Origin of the sequence: Gillisia xinjiangensis (assembly GCF_046298265.1) — a bacterium.
Taxonomy (GTDB): Bacteria; Bacteroidota; Bacteroidia; order Flavobacteriales; family Flavobacteriaceae; genus Gillisia; species Gillisia xinjiangensis.
In genome coordinates, this window is sequence record NZ_JBKAHK010000003.1 from 268,997 (window position 1) to 291,514 (window position 22,518).

General features: G+C 35.4%; 8 protein-coding genes and 1 tRNA gene. 6 read left to right on the top strand and 3 right to left on the bottom strand.

Annotation, left to right across the window (positions count from 1 at the left end; translation table 11 throughout):
• The first annotated feature begins 71 nt into the window (after positions 1 to 71).
• The 3 genes from ACKGJN_RS06260 to ACKGJN_RS06270 are packed head-to-tail and all read left to right on the top strand — an operon-like array spanning position 72 to position 13,228.
• The gene (locus ACKGJN_RS06260; protein WP_409538600.1) at positions 72 to 4,853 is read left to right on the top strand and encodes an Eco57I restriction-modification methylase domain-containing protein; all 4,782 of its coding nucleotides are present in this window, start codon (positions 72 to 74) and stop codon (positions 4,851 to 4,853) included.
• A gap of 2 nt (positions 4,854 to 4,855) precedes the next feature.
• The gene (locus ACKGJN_RS06265; protein ID WP_409538601.1) at positions 4,856 to 11,152 is read left to right on the top strand and encodes a DEAD/DEAH box helicase; all 6,297 of its coding nucleotides are present in this window, start codon (positions 4,856 to 4,858) and stop codon (positions 11,150 to 11,152) included.
• Between the two features lie 3 nt (positions 11,153 to 11,155).
• Positions 11,156 to 13,228: a UvrD-helicase domain-containing protein gene (locus tag ACKGJN_RS06270; RefSeq protein WP_409538602.1), complete on the top strand. Its 2,073-nt coding sequence runs from the start codon at positions 11,156 to 11,158 to the stop codon at positions 13,226 to 13,228.
• Positions 13,229 to 13,332: 104 nt separating this feature from the next.
• Here ACKGJN_RS06270 and ACKGJN_RS06275 read toward each other — a convergent pair whose 3' ends face one another.
• The 3 genes from ACKGJN_RS06275 to ACKGJN_RS06285 form a co-directional block, all read right to left on the bottom strand.
• Entirely contained in the window at positions 13,333 to 15,081 is a 1,749-nt protein-coding gene (locus ACKGJN_RS06275) for an AAA domain-containing protein (RefSeq protein ID WP_409538603.1), read from the bottom strand.
• Positions 15,081 to 18,389, bottom strand: coding sequence for a sacsin N-terminal ATP-binding-like domain-containing protein (locus ACKGJN_RS06280; protein ID WP_409538604.1), 3,309 nt, complete (start codon positions 18,387 to 18,389; stop codon positions 15,081 to 15,083). Before ACKGJN_RS06280 ends, ACKGJN_RS06275 begins: the two co-directional genes overlap by 1 nt.
• A 381-nt stretch (positions 18,390 to 18,770) precedes the next feature.
• Positions 18,771 to 18,855 (bottom strand) — tRNA-Ser (locus ACKGJN_RS06285).
• Positions 18,856 to 19,013: 158 nt separating this feature from the next.
• On the opposite strand from ACKGJN_RS06285, the gene ACKGJN_RS06290 reads away from it, so the two are divergent.
• From ACKGJN_RS06290 to ACKGJN_RS06300, 3 genes are all read left to right on the top strand, one after another.
• The gene (locus ACKGJN_RS06290; RefSeq protein WP_409538605.1) at positions 19,014 to 19,715 is read left to right on the top strand and encodes an SGNH/GDSL hydrolase family protein; all 702 of its coding nucleotides are present in this window, start codon (positions 19,014 to 19,016) and stop codon (positions 19,713 to 19,715) included.
• A gap of 274 nt (positions 19,716 to 19,989) precedes the next feature.
• Positions 19,990 to 21,012 carry a M28 family metallopeptidase gene (locus tag ACKGJN_RS06295; protein ID WP_409538606.1) on the top strand — a complete coding sequence of 341 codons (1,023 nt, stop codon included), beginning with the start codon at positions 19,990 to 19,992 and terminating at the stop codon, positions 21,010 to 21,012.
• Between the two features lie 451 nt (positions 21,013 to 21,463).
• The gene (locus tag ACKGJN_RS06300; protein WP_409538607.1) at positions 21,464 to 22,486 is read left to right on the top strand and encodes an IS110 family RNA-guided transposase; all 1,023 of its coding nucleotides are present in this window, start codon (positions 21,464 to 21,466) and stop codon (positions 22,484 to 22,486) included.
• The last annotated feature ends 32 nt before the right edge of the window (positions 22,487 to 22,518 follow it).

The following is a 22,518-nucleotide window of genomic DNA, read 5'->3' on the forward strand; positions in this document are numbered from 1 at the left end:
AAAAAGATATACCAAAAAAATCAAGTGCGATGTAAGGTTGGGCATAATCGAAACCTCTCTCAAATAGACCAATGACAGAATTTATAGAAAATATAGGCGATTACTTTTCACAGCACTTTTTTGATGATGATTTCTCTAAGAAGGTGTTTGATAAGTCTGTCTATGGAGCAGACCACATAAAAGAATTCAATAAAAAAGTTCAGCCTTTAAGCGAGAAATACTACAAATTTAAAAGCGATTTATTAAATTTTCGCCGCACAGAGGATAAAGTAAAACGCACCCACATATTTCATACAGAGCTCCTCAATGCTCTTGGATACATCAACGGAACAGAACCGTATGATGAACCTGTAGTAATGGACGATAATAAAATCATTCCAGTGCGTTTCCGTTTCCATAAAAACAACAAGCCGTTTCTCTACATTATGGAGATGCAGGCGATGATTCAGGAAGGTGATATTGACCCGGATGGTCTGTACGAACAGAGTTATATCCGTAAAGAATGGCAAAGTGTATTGCCAAATAATCCACAGTGGAATCAATACGACATACGTCCTGAGGTTATTAAGGAGGCGCTTTCTGAATTATTCCTGTTGCCAGAAGAAAAACGGCCTACCTATCTCATTATGCTTGCAGGACCTAAAATCTTCCTTATTCAATATGAGAAATGGAAGTTTGATAGCTATTTGCTTATCGATCTTGAAGTACTCTTTACTGAAGCTAAAACACCGCAAAACAAAAACTACCTAGCACTCTTTTACGCCTTACTGGCTAAAAAGCAATTCATTTCCGAAACCGAAAGCATCCTTAAAGGACTGGAAGAAGATGCACATAAAGCTAGTTACGGCGTGACCGTTACGCTCAAAAGCGCTGTTATCTATGCCGTTGAAGCACTTGCTAATGAAGCTATAAACTTTAGGCTTAATAATGCAATCACATTAGAGGAAAAGCAAAAAATAAATAAACAATTAGAGAACGAAAACTTTGCACGCGAACTAAAGGATGAGTGCCTCAATTTCGTATATCGTTTACTCTTTATATTTTATGCAGAATCTCGTGCCGACCTTGAGATACTCCCTGTAAAAGACGCTACCTACCAGAAAGGCTATAGTCTTGAGATGTTGCGAGATCTGGAGATGGTGAAACTCACCACCGACTCTTCCCTCAATGGTTATTTCTTTTCAGAAAGTCTTTGGAAGCTGTTCGATTTTATGCATCAGGGCTCAACAAATGATGGAGGTTTTGATTTACAACCCCTGGACTCGCCCATGTTTGATAATGACCAACTGAAACACCTCCAAGGTGTCCAATTCAGAAATGTGGTCCTTAAAGAGATTGTATTGAGGTTATCCCTTTCTAAACGCACCAATAACAAGAGGGTGGGGCGTATATCTTATTCTAATCTGGGGATTAACCAGTTGGGTAGTGTGTATGAAAGTTTGCTTGCCTATTCTGGTTTCTTTGCTGGTGAAGACCTTATTGAAGTAAAAAATGCAAATGATAAAAACGGCAACGGTAGTGCTTTTTTAGTGCCTAAAAGCCGACGTGATGATTTTAAGGAGAAGGAAATTTTAAAAAAGGAGGAACATCCCGAACAGGATGTGCTCATCGAAAAAGGGCATTTTGTTTATCGTCTTAATGGGCGTGACCGTAAAAATTCGGCATCGTATTATACCCCAGAGGTATTGACCCATTGCACCGTAAAATACACACTGAAAGGAATCATTGACCGTCTTAAAGTACAACAAGCCTTTGTAGATGGAATATTGACAGGAACTCCTTGCGCAGATGAGATTTTGGAGCTCAAAATTTTGGAACCAGCAATGGGTGCAGCTGCCTTCCATAATGAGGTAATTAATCAGCTATCGGTAGCCTATTTGGAACTTAAGGAAGCAGAACAACAGGCTATAGGTCGCAAGCGCATTACCCCTGGCGATTATAAAGACGAACTGCAAAAAGTAAAAGCCTTGATTGCAGCAAACAATGTGTACGGTGTCGATCTTAACCCAACTGCAGTTGAATTAGGAAAGTTATCCCTATGGCTCAACTGTATGCATAAGAATATGGAGACACCCTTCTTCGCACATCGGTTAGGTGCCGGAAATGCTGTGGTGGGTGCTTGGCTTAAAGTTTATGATGAAAAAGATATCGAACGTGAGTTCGCAATAACTGCATCTGGCGCGATTTCTTCTAAGCCCATTATGAAATCATGGTGGGAAAAAGCTCCTAAACGCATACGATGGAAGAAGAATGGTACCCTTTCGCGAAAGCAAGGACAGATCTATCATTTTCTGTTACCAGATGACAATATGGTTCCCAGTTTTGGAATAAAGCTTTTAAAAGAGGAATTGACAGATGCTGAAATAGATGGTTTTAAAAATTGGCGAAGTGGGTTTAAAAAACCCTTAACCAAAACTGAGATCATACGATTAGGCAAAATATGTGATACCATTGATGTATTGCTCGAGGATCACTACAAATCCCAAAAAGGGATGATTGCAGATACCTCTTCTATCTATCCTGTGTATGGCCAACCTAGCCCACAAACAGCTACAAAAGGATATGACGAAAAAGAACGCCTAACCGAATCCCGAAAGGACCGACAGGCGCCATATTACAAGCTCAAAACCATACTGGATTACTGGTGCAGCCTATGGTTTTGGGACGTTCGCGATGTCACACTCTTACCAAAACGTACAGAGTGGTATAACGAAATAGAAAGCATCTTGCAGATAGACAGCGCAGAGCTTAAAAACAATGCAGATGCCCAGAGTATTAAGGAACAAATACGTAACAAGGCACGCGGAGGTACTCTATTTGACAATCCAGACCGTTTAATCTATGTGCAGGCACTTGCCGAGCAGCATCGCTTTTTTCATAACGAGATCGAGTTTGTCGAAGTGTTTAAGGAGCGTGGTGGTTTTGATGTGATTGTGGGGAATCCACCTTGGTTAAAATTAACTTTTGAAGAAAAATCAATTATTTCTGAAAACTATCCTGAATTAGAATTACGAGGAGCATCCGCATCTAAGGTTGTTCAATTTAGAAGAAAGTACTTCGAGTCAGAAAATTATAAGAATCAATATCTCAAAGAAAATATTGCTATCGATTCTGCTTCTAATTTCATGAATGGACGACAGAATTATCCATTATTAAAAGGGCAACAAACAAATCTGTATAAATGTATAGTTGAAAACGGTTTATCACTTACAAGCCCGAAAGGTTTTCTAGGTTTACTACATCCTGATAGTATTTATGACGATCCAAGAGGTCAACTATTACGAAAAGAAATATATCCAAGGTTAAAATATCACTTCCATTTTCAAAATAAGAAAATGCTTTTTTCAGAAATAAAGGACAAAATTACCTATGGTGTAAATGTCTATTATGGAAGTAAAGGAGAAGTAAATTTTGATTCGATAAGTAATCTATATCATCCCTCAACTATTTATCAGTCTTATAAAGATTCTGGATCCAAGTTAATTTTTGGAATGAAGAAGAAAAACGATGCTACAGGAATTTATGAATGGAATGTTGAAGGCTACAAAAGCCGTATCATAAATTATGATGCCGATAAATTATCTAGTTTAAAAGAAATTTTTAATCAATCTGATTCTAAAAAAGAAGTTAAACTGGTATCAATTTATTCTAAAGAAAGTTTTGATGTTCTAGAGAAGCTAGAGGCTTTTGCTAATAGATTAAGCGGATTTAATCATAAAATATCCGAAGGTTTACACGAAACAAATGAACAATACTCTATAGAGAATCAAACTGGATTGATCAAAGAGGAAGTTACTTATCCAAAAATTGAAGAATATCAACTAGTTTATAGTGGCCCTCATTTTTTTGTTGCAAATCCATTATATAGAAGTCCTCAAGAGATTGTTAATAATCATAATGATTTTGACGTCCTAGATTTGATGGAAATTGAAAAGGATTTTGTCCCGAGGACTAAATACATACCAGCTCAAAACCTTGATGAATATGCTAAAGGAAATGGTTATTTCAATTCAGAATTATGGATTGAAAACTACAAATTAGCTTGTAGTAAAATGATTGATTCAATGTCTGAAAGAACTTTACAGAGCTGTATAATCCCACCCAAAGTTTCGCATATTAATGGTGTAATTAGTGTATCCACAAAAAAATCGATTGATTTAGTTGAATTGGCGGGATTAACCCATTCTACTGTTTTAGATTTTTATCTTAAAACAATGAATGTAACAAATTTGACAGATAGTAGATTAAATACCTTTCCGTTAGGAATAGATACTATTTTTAGAGACCAGTTAGTTCCAAGGGTTCTACGCTTAAATTGCCTAAATACATATTATTCTGATTTGTGGGACGAATTATTTCAAGATGATTTTAAAGATATTAGCTGGTACAAGGATGATTTTCGATTATCAAGCTATATATTATTAACTAATAAATGGAATGCTGAAATCACTCCGTTTAGAAATCATTTTGAACGCAGAGAAGCGCTTGTTGAAATTGATGTTATAGTGGCTATGGCTTTAAAACTTTCGTTAGAAGATTTGATAAGCATTTTCAAAATTCAATTTTCGGTTTTTGAAAAATTTGAGGACAATACCTTTTATGATTCAAATGGAAAAATTGTTTTCAATATCAACCATCAAGGCCTTAAAGCAGTGGGCGTTGATTCTAAAATTTGGAATGAAATAAAAGATCTGAAAACTGGAGAAACCCATGTTCACACCATTGAAAAAAGCGAGTTGTACAACGGTAGGCAAATAACCTATCACGCTCCTTTTGATAAATGTGACCGTGTAGATGATTATAAGAACGCTTGGGCGCATTTTGAGAAGGTGTTTAATCTTGAAACTATTTAAATATGCTACCATTATTACAGGCGAATGAAATAAAACGTGCGGTAGTAGATTACTTACGTTCCACCTTCAATTTTGAAGATGCACAACTTGATCAATCTTTTGAGGATTTTTTACTTAATGAACCTAAGGGAATGTTCAAAGGCCCATTTATTCAGATGCGATTGCCATTTGATAAGATAGAGAGCGATCATGACAAGGAAGTTTTTGATAAAGCCTTATTTGTAAAACCAGCGTTTGATCCTTACCATCATCAGTTTGTTACTTTTAAAAAACTGTCAACACGCAACGGTCACAACCCAGAACCAGTCATTCTAACTACAGGGACTGGATCTGGTAAGACGGAGAGTTTCTTATTCCCATTATTGGATTACTGTTATCAACATAGAGACAAGCCAGGTATTAAAGCCATTATTTTATATCCTATGAATGCTTTGGCTACAGATCAAGCCAGAAGAATAGCTCAAGAGATTAACAGCTTTACAGATAAGGATGGTAATCTAGTTTTAAAAGGAAATATACGTGCAGGACTCTTTATAGGAGAAGGCAAGGATAAGAATGGTACACGAGCAACAAGGATGGGCGAAGATCATATTATAGAAGATCGTGATGCGCTTGTAAAATCGCCGCCAGACATCTTGTTAACGAATTTTAAGATGCTGGATTTTTCCCTCTTGCAAGGTCGCTTTCATAACTTGTGGAAATACAATTTTAAAAATACCAGTCTGCTTAAATTTATAGTCCTAGACGAACTACATACCTACGATGGTGCTAAGGGATCTGATGTGGCAAACCTATTGCGACGTCTAAAATTAAAACTTAAGGTTCCCAAAGATCAGATTGTGCCAATAGGAACCAGTGCCACAATGGCTGGTGGAGAAGAAGGCAAAGTAGAATTGGTTGATTTCTTCTCAAAGGTTTTTGGTGTTAAGGTTTCCACAGATGCAATTATAGAAGAACAACGACAGGAAGCAGATGACTTTTTTGAGTTGGAACAAGAAATTCCTATCATAGATAAAAATAGAAATAATGAATGTCGCTTCCGTGAAAATGATACCTATAATAGTTATCTTGAACGTCAACTAGATTTCTGGGGTTACACGGGCTATGATCCTGTTAGGTTAGGTTCGGCATTAAAAAAGAACGCGTGGTTTTTTGAACTACTCAAATTAACTAATTCTGAAGTCAAAGAAATTAAACCGTTATTGGCGGATTGGGCATCTCAGATCGATAAGTCGTTAGAAAAGGAAGAAATTGAACTCTTTTTTGGTTCCTTGCTTGCGCTCATCACTTATGCCAAAGAACCTTCAGGAAGCAGAATGTTTCCTTTTCTATACCTTCAGCTTACGTACTGGTTGCGTAGCTTAAATAAGATTACAAGATTAGTACAACCCAATGCTGTATTTGAATGGGAACGTGACCGCAACCCTATAAATAAAGTAAAAGCATTGCCGCCATACTTTTGCAGGGATTGTGGTGGTAGCGGTTGGATAGGTATTAAAAAAGAACACAGCTTTAATTTTGAAGAGGATCTAAAGAAGACGAGACAACAATTTATAGGAAATACGGGTAATAAGAACATCTATTTTATAAGTAGTCTCGAAAACAGAAGTGACATAGACGTTTATGCCGCAGATTATACGCCTACAGGAGATTGTATAGAAGGCTATATGCACCCTGAATCCTTGAGTATTTATGACCATAAAGAGAGTGATGAATATTTCAAAATCTTAGGGACTCGCATCACAAACGGTAATCATATAGATAAAATTTGCCCACATTGTAACTCTCAGAATACACTCTCACTAATAGGTACTGGAGTTCCTACCTTAGAATCTATTGCATCGGCACAGATACTTGCCACTGCTACAGATCCAACTCCAGATGCACAGCGTAAATTGCTTGCATTTACAAATGGTGTTCAGGATGCTGCACACCAGGCAGGATTTATAGAAAATAGAAACTTTAGATTTGGAATACGTCATGCTATCCAGACCATTTTAAAAGATAGAACAGAGGCTATATCCTTGAATAATTTATACGAAGAGTTTAATGCATACTGGAAAAACTACGCCCTTGAGAAAGGAGATCTAGAATCCCACTATTACAAGTTCTTTCCACCAGACTGTGATGCGAGATTAGAAATTGATGATCACCGAAACAAAGATGGTCGCTTAAGTCAAACCTTTGATACCGAATTTGCCAATAGAATGTCTTGGGAGGTATGGGCAGAGTTTTCCTACCGTTCTATCATAGGGCGAACTTTGGAGAAAACGGGAGCCTCAGCAACCCATTTTAATGACGATACAATGAGAGAGGTATATGACCAGCTCAAGTATTGGTTAGATCAAAATGAATTAGGAAATCGTGTTGAAAAAGAACCCTTTTTAAAATTTCTTAACGGAGTTTTACATAGGCTACGTACCAAAGGTGGTGTAGATCATAGGTATCTTAAAAAGTACAGAACTGAGCGAACAGGATGGTATTTATTGGGAACTAGAGGAAACGTAAATAGACAGTTTTTCTTGATGCGTAATTTTGGGAGTTCATCGAGATTACCAAAGTTTTTGGCTCTCTCACCAGGAGCGAATACTAGAGCTTTTGACGTAGTTCAAATGACCAAAAATGATAATTGGTTCAGCACTTATTTCAAAAAGTGTTTTGAACTTGTAGGTGCCCAAGAAACAGCCCTGATCAATGAGTTTTATGGGCAATTACTAGATTATTTGGATTCTAATAATATTTTAGATAAAAAAGTAGCAGCAGGAACAACAAACTATGGTCTTGCCGAAAATATGATTTTTGTAAGTCCTGTAGTTGCACAGTTCGCCTGTAAAAAATGTGGACATCAACTAAATACAACCCAAGAAGCAACAGACCTAATGACAGGAATGAAATGCCTTCAATATCGTTGCTCGGGTAATTATGAAATTACTACCAATGCTGCCTTAGATTATTATCGAATGGTATATAACCGTGGTAGATCGCTACGCATTTTTGCTAGAGATCATACAGGCCTTATAGACCGTTCAGAAAGAGAGGAGTTAGAAAACGATTTCAAGAAGCAACCAAGACATAATAGTACTAATGTACTAGTGGCTACAAGTACACTGGAAATGGGTATAGATATAGGCGATCTTAATGTAACGTTTAATTCATCCTTACCACCAGAGACATCAAATTATTTGCAGCGTATAGGTAGAGCTGGTAGATCAAGCGGTACATCTATGATTTTGAATTTGGCGGGACGTGGTGAACACGACCTTTACTATTTTCAAGACCCACAGGATATGATGAGCGGTGAAATAAAAACTCCAGCGTGCTATCTTGAAGCCAAAGATATTTTGAGACGTCACTTTATGGCATTTTGTTTTGACACTTGGGCCACTCTAGATCCTGAAGAAAATAAAATTCCAGGTCGTGTGAAAAAGCTAAAATTGAAGTCCATACCAATTGGTGACCCAAATTTTGTTTTTCAGAAAATCGCATCATTCATAGAATCTCAAAAAAATCAACTTTACAAAGCTTTTATAGATCAATATATTGATCAATTAGGTAAGGAATCTGCAAGTCTGCTAAAGATTCGCGAAGATTTAAATGATGGATTAATTACCAATGACCTGACGAGGATACATAAAGATTTAATTGCCGAGCTAACATATTTTGAGAAGAAACGTACATCAGTTATCAAACAGCTTAAGGATTTGCCCGAGTCAGGTAATGATACAGTGATACTAAAGAATGAAAAGCGCGCATTATCAAGTGCAATGGCAAATATCAATAGAAGAAATGTAATAGAATATCTCACTAACATAGGGGTTTTACCTAATTACGCTTTTCCCGAAACAGGTGTAACGCTCAATGCACAGATTAAACGCAAGAAAGATGTAGATGGTCAAACGGAATATGTATATGAAGATTTTAGCGAGATTGTTAGGCCTAGTTCTTCAGCATTAACTGAACTTGCACCTGCCAACACATTTTATTCTCAAGGTTATAAACTTAAATCTGAAGGACTTGAAATTAAATCGCGTGAGGAATTTGAAGAATATCGATTTTGTAGCAATTGCGATCACGTAGAAAGTGATGTGCTTGCTCAAAAAAAGCATATAGATTGTCCAGTATGTGGCCATGGCTCTTGGTCCAGTTTGAACAACAAGAAAACATTAGTTAGACTTCAGGCGGTTACTTCTGTTAATGATAAGGAACAATCTAAAATTAACGATGCGTCAGATGACCGTGATAGAAAATTTTATCAGAAATCTATTCATATAAAAATCAATAACAAATCTTCAAAAGGAGCGCACGTGCTAAAACGAGTGCCTTTCGGCATTGAGTTTTTTCAAGATGTTGAATATTTAGAAATCAACACAGGTATAAGAGAAGAAGGGTTTTATAGTACTCGTGAAATAGAAATAAACGGTGACAAACATCCAGAGGTTGGTTTTATAGTTTGTCAAACTTGCGGAAAATCTACAGAAAAGATTCTTACAGAAAATGAACTAACCGGAAGAAATCGAAGATCCTATCACTTTCCATATTGCTCGAACAAAGAGGCTATTTACGAAGATAAAGCCGACGAAGTTTTTAAGGAAATTTACTTATATCGAAAGTTTAATACTGAAGCGTTGTCGATTTTACTTCCTGTTCAGGAATTTAGATCAGAAGAGCGCATTGCTTTATTTAAGGCAGGACTTATGTTAGGGCTTAAAGAATATTTTAAGGGAAAACCCGATCATATACTCATTAGAGAAAATGAAATTTTCAATAAAACGTCTAATCGAAAGGATAGGTATCTAGTATTTTATGAGACGATACCTGGAGGAACAGGGTATCTTTCAAAACTTTTTGATATTCAAATATTTACTAAAATTTTAAAAAAGGCTCACGAGCGTATTGCCTACTGTAGTTGTAAGCAAGAAGGGAAGGATGGCTGTTACCGGTGCATTTACACTTATGGAAACCAATATGAAAGAACCGTCTTAAGTAGATCTGAAGCCGAAGAACTTTTTAGCAACATCATTGAAAAAACAGATGAGTGGAATAGCATAGAAAGCCTTCAAAACGTAAGCAGCTTTGCCAATAGTGAGGAATCTGATCTTGAATGGAAGTTTGTCAATTATTTGGAAGAATTAGTCAAAAAATATAAAGGCTCTACTTTCGAACCAGACAACGAAAAGGGTCTTAAGGTTTATAGGCTCAAACTCATTTACTTTGAGAATGAAATTATTTACAAAGTACACCCACAAAACCTTGGGAATCCACTTCAAAACATTCAACTAAAAACTAGACCAGATTTTGTGCTAAAGTGTGTAGGTGGATCATCTGATGGGAAGAGTTGGTCTATGGATGAATGTGACGAGATAAAGTCTATAGCAATTTATTTAGACGGTTACGAGTTTCACGCGAGTGAACGACACCCAAGATTTCCGTCTGATTTAGCTATTAGAAATAATATTACCGAATCTGAAAAATATCATCAATGGATTTTTACATGGAATGACTTTTCTGAGAATAATGCCAATGAAAAAGATATCATTGGGCTTCAGCAAGATGAGAAATTTATTGGGAACATAATTTTCGCAAAGCATCCCCTATTCAAGGGTTATGATGTGACAGATATTTTTTTCGAAAATAATCTTACAAGGTTTTTCCACTTATTGGTCAATCCACTGACGAAATTTAATCTACAGTTGTGGTCAAGTTTACTATTGTTTCATTGCCAACAAGAGCGCTTAGGAACTACCTATAAGGAATCAGAGGTTAACACAATGATTGAGAATTATTGGCTTAGCGGTGAAAAATCTAATGAAAAAAATGCACAAGATTACGCTAGAATAGACTCCTTTAATTTCAATCATCAGGCACAAATTCAAGTCTTTATTAGGGGCAAAGATTTTAATTTAAAGGGATTTGGTTCCTACCAAAAATCAAAATTCTGGGAAAAAGAAAACTGGATCCTTTTCTGGAAGGTATTTAACCTTTCGCAGTTCCATCAAATTAAAGTTGTTCCTGAAACTGTCGCAGAGGAAATAAAAAGCAAACTTCAATTTGATTTAGAACTATTGGAAAATTTTTCTGAAGACCTTCACGATATTGTAAAACGCCTTATTGAGAAGAATATAGAATTCAATAGAGAATTTGATTTTGATTTAATTGAAGACAATAAAATTATTGCTTCGGCAGAACTGGGCTCTGTCATTGAGAAATTTGTTATAAGTCCTTTTGATGAAGAATCTGAAAAAGTTTTCCAAGTTAATGGTTACCAAATATTCACTCCCATAAATTTTAAACTAGACTAGTATATGAACCACACCATAAAGCTATTTATACATGATTCGTTTTTTGATGCATTTTCAGAACTGCCTAAAAAAATGCAAAAAAAAACTAGGGAGTTCATGAAGAAATTCAAAGAAGACCCTACATCAAATGCCATTAACTATGAGAAAATCAGTACGTTTAAAGATCAAAGTTTACGAACTGTAAGGATCGATCAAAAGTATAGAGCTATTGTTAAATCTCCCGAAGAGGGAAATGGTTATCACTTATTATGGGTAGACAACCACGATGAAGCAATGCATTGGGCAGAAAACAAGATTATTGAATACAACAAAAGCACTCAGTCATTTCAAATGTATGACAAGCCTTTGGATACTGCATATACTAGTTCAACTATACCAATTACAAAGAATACATTATTCGAAAGTTACAGTGATGTAGAACTTCAAAAGTTAGGTGTGCCAGATAATCTAATAACACTTGTTAGAGGAATTGAACGCCCCGAGCATTTAGAAAGCTATGCTTCTAATCTACCAAAAGATGTTTATGAATACTTATATTATTTGTCTGAAGGTATATCTATTGAAGAAATTTTAGAAGAGATTGAGGCTGGAAAATCAGAAGGTATAAGTGGCTTAAGTTCAAACGCACAGAAAAGTGTTTACATTCTCACAGACGATAGCGAACTCGAAAATATACTTTCTGGAGACTTTGATAAGTGGAAATTATTTCTACACCCTTCCCAACGTGCAATAGCATATGGCCAATTTAATGGACCAACAAAAGTAACCGGTAGCGCCGGAACAGGAAAAACAGTTTGTGCATTACATCGAGCAAAATATCTCACTGATAAGTTAGAATCTTTTGATAAACCACTATTATTTACTACTTACACTAAGAGCTTGACAGAATACCTGAATACCGTGATTGGAAAGTTAGGTATACCGGAGGGCGAAATTGAGATTAAAAATATTGACAAACTAGTATTCGGGTTAGCTAAAAAATATGAGCTTATAGAACCTACAAATGGAATGATAAACGCATCCCAAGAAATCGAATTATGGAAAGAGATTATAGAATATAATCCTTCAACATTTGATGAACGGTTTCTACACGATGAATATAACGATGTCATTCTCGCCAATGATGTTAGAAATCAAGAGGAGTATTTAAAAATATCCCGGGTGGGTAGAACTGTCCGAATAGGTAGAAAAGACAAGATTCATATATGGGAGCTAGGAGAAGAATTTAAAAAAGCCAAACAATCTAATTTCACAAAATTCGAGCTTTGCAACAAACTAATTCAGCATTTTAAAACCACCGACCACAAACCGTATTCTCATATTATTTGTGATGAGATTCAGGATTTTTCAAATTTAGAATTAACCTTATTAAGGTCGCTCGTGGTAGAGAAAGAAAATGATCTCTTCCTGGTAGGCGACCCATTTCAAAACATTTATGGCAGAACTATTAATTTTTCCAAATCAGAAATAAATGTTAGAGGACGGAGATCTAAAAAGTTGAAGGTTAATTATCGTACTACTGAAGAGATAAAGAAAAGAGCAGTTAGTCTGCTGGCAAACGAAAGTTATGATAATTTTGACGGAGAAAAGGAGACAAATGCTGGGTACGTGAGCCTTATGCACGGAGATGAACCTATTTATAAAACTTTCAACACACCTGAAAAAGAAGAAGATTTTATTAGAGAATTTATAGATGAGCTTTTATTAGATAAAAATGTAAGCCCAGAAGAAATTTGTATTGCAAGTAGAACCAATAGGCTCGTTGAAGATTCGAAAGTCCTACTGAATGATGCTCAGCGAAAATTTAAAGATATCAATTCAGCACGAAAATCTTCAGGAGCTATCACTGTTTCAACCTTCCATAATCTTAAAGGTCACGAATTCAAACATTTAATAGTAAGAGGATTTAGTGATGACAACGTTCCATTTAAACACCCTGAATATGATACCTACTCATCATTGGAAAAAAGAGAATATTATAAACAAGAAAAATCTCTTTATTATGTTGTTTTTTCAAGGGCTATTCAAACGTTAGTTATAACAGGCGTTGGAGATAAATCAAATTGGCTCATTTAAATCTAATGGTACTAATGAAATATGGTATTCTCTACCTTTAAGGCTCATTTAGAGATCAATTATAATTGATGAAAAAGAATCTCATTTGAACTTTAAAATTGTTCTCAATCAGTCTCAAAATTTATTTTAAAAGAAAAGTCGTCATTAAGTCGTTCAAGATATTCCCTAACTTCATTGTCGAGCTTTGAATGAGTTAAAATTTCATGATCAGTAATAATTAAAGTATGCCTCTTAGAACGACTTGTTGCAACATTAAATAGTCTTTTATCCAAAGATCGATGGTAGCTTGTATTTGGAACAACAAAAATTGTTACGTCTGTTGTCAAACCCTGCACCCTGGAAACAGTTTCGACAAGTATATTTTTATTATAACCAAAATTTTGAAAAATTAATCTTTGTAAAGCTTTAGTTGTCTCTACAAAATAGGTCAAGATTGAAATATGTAAATTCTCTTCGGTAGCCAATAGATTTTCTACAATATTTTTGGTGATTTTTAAAGCATTTTGAGGTCTTAGGTTTCCTATATCTAAGTAGGTTCTAATTAGCGTAGGACCACCATTGGGATTGAAAAATTTTTGATATTCCCGAGACATTTCAGAATATGAAACTCTATTATTTTTTTTCGTCTTGGAACTCAAACTGTTCTTGTAAAAGAGACTTGTATAATTTGCAGCTCTGTTGGTCAACCTATATGTCTCCGTCAATTGAAAATTTGGCGCTGTGGAATTTTCTGATAAAGCCTTAAAACCGTCAACTAATGCACCGTAGTTTCCACGTTGTATTCTGTCATCACTCAAAGCCACGACTGGAGGTAATTGATTGGTGTCACCGATCCAAATATTCTTTCTGCCTAAAAGTACCGCACCACCAAACATTCCTAGTAAAGCCTGGCTTGCTTCATCTACAATTACGTAGTCAAATGGTGGTTCATACTTAACTTGATTAGCCTGACCACTTGTGATGTAAAAAGTTGAGAGTATAAGCTTCCCTGGTAGAGGATTCAAATCTTTTGCTTCTTGTAAATTTTTTATTGCTCTTGCTTCGTCAACTGAAAGCTTGGTTTTAAAAATTTGATGTTCCGAAAGAAGTTCTTTTAATGCTGGCTTTTCAACTATTTCAATTAAAGCTCTGTTAGTTAATGCCGTTACTAAAACGGATTTTCCTTGGCCGCAGAGTTTCTGACAGATTTCAGCTATAAGATAAGTCTTACCTGTTCCAGGAGGACCTTCAATGATTAAATTGTCTTGTAGAGCTAATTGAGCAAAAATGAAATCAACATAATTCACTTTATTGCCGAAATAATAAGGCGTAGAGTCAGAAAAGTCAAAATCTTGATCAAATATTCTTTTCAGCAACTCATTACTTTCATTCCGCACAATTCCCTGAAGGTTAACAATATATTCAAACGGAGGTTTATTAGGTCCCAAAATAAATATTTGCCCTTCAGCCTTTTCTATGCAGGTTGAAAATTCTAATTCAACACCTCTGAATCCCACTAGGCTGAAATTTTTTTCATTTGATGGTGCTTGCCATATACATACGACTTCTGAATAATTTAATTTTGCTTTGATTAAATCACCAAATGTCCTATCTCCCCAGTTCTTATAATTTCTGAGCTCCTTCGGTACTGTGAAGCAATAGAGATACTCACCCTGTCTTGGGAGCCCTCTATTGTTTGAAAATTTCAGTATCATTTCACCTTCCTGGAATTTCAAGAATTGAGCAACAAAAAGTTCTTCTCGCTCCTTTAATAAAAATAAGGCAGAAGTGTCCAACTTTTGTTTGTAAGCTTCGGTTTGTGCCTTTAATTCCTCCTCTAGAAAATACCAATGTTCATTTCTACTGTAAATCATTAGTGCAGCAAAGATTTATCGTCCGCTGAAAGTTCACTTAAATTCGTAATTCTCTCATTCAAACCGAATTGTTCAAGATAATCAGATGTGCTTTCTGGAGAATCAAAAATGAAATGAGTATAAGGAAGATATTGGAAGAAATTGGCAAAGGCTTTTACATTAGTCATTGCAAATGCTAGAGTATTAAATCGCATGTGGAAAGTTTCATTAACTGCTTCAATATCTGACAAAGTTATATTTCTCACTACATCTCCTCTAGTCACTACGAATAATTGTGAATCAGGTTCAGAGAGTGCGAGCCATTCATTAGGATTGAAATAAATCTTTCCTGTTCTAGCGCTTTTAATTACAATCTTCACCGTCTTACCTGTTGGGCTTACAATGCCAGTAGTAACTGTGTATTCAGTATTTACATTATTTGAAATTTGGAAACCTTTGTTTCTAAGAGATTGGAAGATCATTAGTTTTGCTTCCTCACTAATAGAAATTCGAGATTTTTCGCTTGAATTATCTATTAAAGAGGTGGAAGTAGAGATGTCATCTTCTGAGCCCACTGGATATAAGTCCATTAAATTCAGCTCCTCGTAATTCACTGGACCGTTATATGTAGCATTAGCCTTTGATAAAAGTTTAATTAATCTCTCTTTTATTTGATTAGCTGATAAACCTGTTTCTTTCTCTATATCAGTAAGGATTCTTGCTTTTTCAAGATTTTCAGCTATTTTATCATCGTCATATAGCTTATGTTTGTTAGTATAAAGGTTTTGAAATAGTTCTTCTGCTTTTTCTTGATTATTATTAAACCATAGGAATAAAGAGCTAAATATTTCCTTGGTTTCTTCCGATCGAGGAATCTCGGAAAATCGAGAAGTGATAAATCGCGTTATTTCATCTGCCACGTATTCTTCATTTCTTTCTCTACTCTGCGGAAGTTCCAAATAAATTTGTTCATTTAGAAGCTCTTCCTTTATAGGAGAACCTAAATCATCTAAGATATTCTTAAGATCTATATCAATATTTCCCCTCTCTATAAATAAGTTGTCTTTTTGACAGAAAGTATTTTTCTGATTTGGAAGAATGGGATTGTCTTCAAGATTTAGTAATTCTGAATATCCATGATTTTTTAAAAATGAAATAAATGAGTTGAGCCATTTTGAGGTGCTATCGATGCTTTCGATCTTTAAGACTGTTGATAATGTACAAGTATCTTGAGCTTCAGAAATTATAGAGATAAGTCTTCTTATTCTTGAACTGTCACAATTTCTCCAAATATCGTTTGACCAATTGTGGATTTTCTTTTTTTGAGGAGTTTCCTCCGGTAATAGGTCTACACAAAACTGATAGAGAATCTCTCGAGATTCAGGAAATGAATCGCCATCATTGAAAAGAGAAATTAAATGGCTAGTAGCTTTTTCAGAGTTTTCGTTTTTTCCTGATTCTAACAGCTGGTTTATTTTATTTATGACCTCTTCCTGATTTTCAATTTTATAAAGAATTTGTCCCTCCGTGTCTTTCCGATCTTTGTACTTACTCGCTGTTGTAATTTCATTATGCCTAAGACCTTCCCTGGTGTCAACGTTTAGAATCTCTAAGACATTTTTTAATTCTTCGTCAATACCTTCGTCTATTTTCAGATCCACCCTTCTTTTAAAATCTCCTTTCTGGTTAGGAATAACCGCATATTTACCCGCTATAATTTCTTCTATGAATTTACCTTCGAAATTGAGCAAGTCATAATATTCGTTTAGCCAATCAATAGGGCGTAAAGGATCTATAACTAACTCAGCCAAAGACGCTAAACTATTGAGATCATGGATATATGCTGTTAAAGCCTTCATGTTGTCTTTGGATGAATCTTGCCAGACTAGTTCATACCAGTAGTGAATGTGTTTTTTAGCAGGGATATTGTTCGGAATAATTTTATACCTAAGATTCCAAATTCTTTCTCGCACATCCTTCTTCGAATGGTATGGAAAAAAAATGTTTGCCTCACCCTTTTCATCGAGAATACTTGCTTTGGTGCCATCTTCTAGCGTTACTATTGGTAAATTCAGTAATTTATTTCGGATTGGCATTTGAATATTCTCTTCAAACCATGTTTTGGAAAACCATTTTTTATCTGATGGGGTTCCTGTAGTGGTGAGTAAATGCAAGTTTTCCCACTTGTTTTCTACGGCAAAATCCATAAGCTCAGAGTAAAGCCCTATAGCATCTAAAAAAATTTTTTTGTTTTGAACTATTTTCGGCTCCGCTTTGTCCGATAGCCAAACCCCATCCCTGGGCTCGGTAGGATTAAATAAAGGACTATTTACAACAAATGGTAATGTGAAATTTTCTGTTCCCACTAAAGGGAAATCGCAAAATATTTTTGGTAAATTTTCGGAAAACTTTTTAATGTATATTTTCTCTTCCTTCCTTTCAACTTCTATAGCAATAGAAGTTTCGTTATCTTCTATTTTTAGGATATTGATTATTTCAGAGGTCTCATTAAGTGTATGTTTAATCTTATAAATTTTAATTTTAGAATTCAGCTCATCTACACCATTCAATTCAAAACTTATTTTTGGAGAAGAAATTTTCACATGATTAATAGTAGGAACAAATGCTAAGGTGTATGGTAAGGAGATTCCTAAATCTTCAATCCCTTTTTTTGCTACATCCAGACCATCATCGCCAAGAATATATTCAAACGAAGTATTAAAATCATTCCGATTATAAGTCAATAAGGGTTCATTTCCATCCAAAGCATCCCTTATGGCTACAGATTTATTTACACTCACGATGATATCATCGGAATTTCTTCCACTTCTGTCTAAAGGCAAAATAAATGATCTATAATTAAGTTCTGGTTCCTTAACTACACCTGAGACCTGTACCTTCTCTGAAAGCAAGTGTGTGGTTAAAAACCCGGTGCCAAATTTCCCTGTTGGTTTATTTTTTCCGTCTACTGGTAAGTCTCTTTCTTTTGAAGAAGCTTGTTTGATCAGAAAGGTAATGTTGTCTATACTAAACGGTTGTCCAGTATGCCTGAAGATTAACTTTTGAGATTCAGTTAATTCAATTTCAATTTGAACTGTTTCACCGTCATAGGCAACGTCTTTTGCATTCTGTAATAGCTCCCATACCCATCTTCTTTGATCTGATTCAGTTGATTCGAGTCGAAGCTTTTCCATCAAATCTCGAATTTTTGTTGCTATTAGTGAGTTCAACACCTTCTTATCTGATAGATCTGATTTATCCTTATAATTCATTGGTAATTCAATAATGTCTAATAAATAGTCAGTTTTTGTACATAAAAGTTCGCTCATTTCATTTTAATCCATGAGAAAAAAAATTTTGATTGAAAATGTGCCTTTATGATCCTTTAGCAAAAATTCATTTGTAATGAAATAAGCGTAAAGAAAGAGCCAGAATTGTGAAATTACAATTTTTTTAAGAAATATTTGCAGCTATTTTGTAATCAGGAAATCTGCCTAATAATATAACAGCGAGTAAAACTTGTGTAATTACTGATTTTTAGTTTTTTGGCTGACCATTTTCTAGCTTCTCAAAATGGGGATTTTGAAATAAATGTTTCTAAAAGCTGCTTTTGTAATGCAACTTCAATTTCTTTCGGTACAAATTACGGACAAATAGAAATAAAAAAAACCGTAAACTCCTGTTTTTCAGTTGTTTACGGTTTCATCAAGCGGAGAAAGAGGGATTCGAACCCCCGGAGGTGTGACCCTCAACAGTTTTCAAGACTGCCGCATTCGACCGCTCTGCCATTTCTCCAATAAAAATAAGAGTCTCTTTTTAGAATTCTCTTAGCGGAGGCAAATATAGGAAGCTTTGTAGTTTCACACAATAAAATTCTAATCTTTTTAAAAAATAGGTTTTCGCTATATTTTATGGCAAATTCATACCTTTCCTCAACTAAAAAAAATCAGCTTATGAAAGCTATTATCACTTCATTATTCTGCTTATTTTCATCATTTTATGGTTTTTCACAGCTCACGGAAACGCAAAAACTTATGGAACAGGATTGGGCAAATCTCAAAAAATATAAATTGGACAACGAAATTATTTTAGCTGACGCCAGAAAAATACCGGTTGTTTTTATGGGAAATTCCATCACCGAAGGATGGATAGATCATGATCCCGACTTCTTTTCAGAAAACAACTATATCAACCGTGGGATAGGTGGACAAACAACCCCGCAAATGCTCATCCGCTTTATGCCGGATGTGGTAGATCTAAAACCGGAAATTGTCGTGATCCTGGCCGGCACAAATGATATCGCCGGAAATACCGGAGCTTCTTCCTTTAAAATGATCACCAACAATATTAAGGCGATGGCACAGCTCGCAGCCGCCAATAATATCAAGGTAATCCTGAGTTCGGTGTTGCCAGTATATGATTATCCCTGGAGACCGGGTCTTCAGCCTATTGAAAAAATAGAAAAGATAAATAGGTGGCTGGAAGAATTCGCGACTGCAAACGACCATAGTTATCTGGATTATTACAGCGCGATGGTCAACGATGAAAAGGGTTTAAGAGCAGATCTTTCCGAAGATGGAGTTCATCCCAATTCTAAAGGCTATGAAATGATGAAGATTTTGGTGAAGAATGCTCTTGAAAAAGCAGGACAATAATCCATTAAGAAAAGGCAGGCAGGGTATTTATTATCACCACTTGGTAAATATACGGTGAACCCTTATCTTGCTGCACTTAAAAAAAATAGTCTTACCTATGAAATGAGCATAACGGAAACATGATACAAACACCTATGAAGATATGTGAATTGCATATGACCATTAAAAAACAATAAATATCTGCATATGAAATGAGCATAACGGAAACACGAAACAAACACCTATGAAGATATGCGAATTGCATATGACCATTAAAAACAATAAATATCTACCTATGAAAAGAATAATTTTAAGCATCCTTACCATTGGATTGGTGAGTTGTGGCGCACATCAACCAAAAAACGTTGAAAATGCAGATGTTATGGAGTATGCAAATTCCATAACCGCACAAGAATTAAGCGATCACCTATACACCTTTGCAAGCGATGAATTTGAAGGTCGTGAAACAGGAGAACCTGGTCAAAAAATGGCAGCAGAATACCTTAAAACCGAATATAAAAAACTAAATATCCCTTCTCCCCTTGGTGGCGACAATTATTACCAGCCGGTTCCCGGTTCTGCTTTTAGAGGAGATGTAAAGGATTCTGAAAACGTATTGGCTTTTCTTGAAGGAAGCGAAAAACCAGAGGAAATCCTTGTGATCTCTTCGCACTATGACCACGTGGGAATTGATGATGAGGGGAATATTTACAACGGAGCCGATGATGATGGATCCGGAACTGTAGCTATCCTTGAAATTGCTGAAGCTTTTATGAAAGCGAAAACCGCTGGATTTGGTCCAAAACGCTCCATCTTGTTCTTGAACGTAACTGGTGAAGAAAAAGGTTTGGTAGGTTCAAAATGGTATACAGATAACCCGACATTCCCATTGGCTCAAACTGTTGCCAACCTGAACATCGATATGATTGGCCGTATTGGAGAAGGTATGGAAAGCAGTGGTGATTATGTTTATTTAATTGGAAGTGATAAATTGAGTACCGAATTGCACGATTTAAGCGAAGAAGTTAACAGTAAGTACCTTAATCTTAAGCTTGATTATACCTTTAATGATGAAAATGACCCTAACAGGTTTTACTACCGAAGCGACCATTACAACTTTGCAAAAAACAATATTCCGGTCATTTTTTACTTTAACGGAGTTCACGCGGATTACCATAAAATGACTGATACTCCTGATAAAATTGAGTATGAAATGTTGGAAAAACGAGCCAAACTGGTATTTTTAACCGCCTGGGAAATCGCCAACAGAGACGAACGTCTGTTTGTTGACAAACCTGTTGACACCACAGCCAACTAATACTTTTCAAACCAACTTATACCAAATGAGGCTTCCGAAATGGAAGCCTCATTTTTTAATTGAAAAATTGATCAACTTATAATTCTAAAAAATTATTTTAATCCTTGGGGTATTCACAAAATATAGATATCAATTTTATCCCAAACAGTTCTAAACCTAAGGTAGCTATCGGGATTCACAGAAAATAATCTTTTCTATTTTCACAAGTTTGTCTTTTAGCCACGAATGCCTTTAGATTAGCAAGTAAAATATTTTGAGTAATTTTTATAAATGTTAATCAAAAACCGGAGAGGAAATATGGTGAACTAAACGAATGCATGATTTAATAGAATCATTTCGTGAGATAGTCCATACTTCCCTTCAGGTTACAATGCCATTTAGAATCTTAAGCATAAAGGCTTATTAAAGGTATTAGCACAGTAACCATTCCCGGTTTTCTAAAACTAAAGTTATGTATAAATTTACCGAAAAAAAACATTTTATCGGTGTTGACATCAGCAAAGATGTACTTGATTTATCTCTTTTTAGCGGAGATAACCTTGAAGCTATTACTCATTTTCAAATCAAAAACAATCTTAAGGGGTTCAGTAGCATTCTTCTTTTCTTAAAGAAAAAAAAGATACCCATCCATGAATGTGCATTCTGTATGGAACATACCGGAACCTATGGCTTGTTGTTCTTTGCCTGGTTATCTCAAAATGAAATTCTTTTTTGTGTTGAAACTGGATTACAAATCAAACGTAGTTTAGGAATGACCAGAGGGAAAAATGATAAAGTAGATGCTCAAAGAATTGCGGAGTATCTTTATGCACACAAGTCAAAACTTAAGCCTTTCCAGTTGCCTTCAACTTTAATGGTGAAAATCAAACAGCTGTTGACTTACCGGGACCAGATGGTACGTATGAGATCCGCTTTAAAAAATAGTAGAAAGAGCCATAAACAATATCAGGCAATAAGTGGCCTTGAAAGCATAACCAAACAAATTGAAAAGCAGATAAAGGATCAGGACAAGATTATCAAAAACATTGAAATGGAACTTCTCGAAATTATTAAAAGTGATCAACAGCTAAAGAAAAACTATTCATTAGCCACCTCTGTAAAAGGTATTGGACTTATAATTGCTGCTGCTATGATTACAACAACCAATAATTTTGAAAGCTTCGACAATGGAAGAAAATATGCTTGCTACGCCGGTATTGCACCATTTGAATACACCTCCGGATCGTCCATTAGAGGAAGAACAAAGGTAAGTGCGCTAGGGAACAAGTACGTTAAAACTTTATTGTCAAATGGGGCTAACAATGCTATAAGATGGGATCCTGAGCTCAAAAGCTATTATAATAGAAAAACACAAGAAGGAAAAGACCATAAATTAATAGTAAACGCAATAAGCTGTAAACTAGTTAATCGCGTTTTTGCAGTGGTGAAAAGACAAACCCCATACGTGTCTACGTACCAACAGAAATTTGCCTAAATACATTTGGTTTTATCTTAGAATTCACGAAT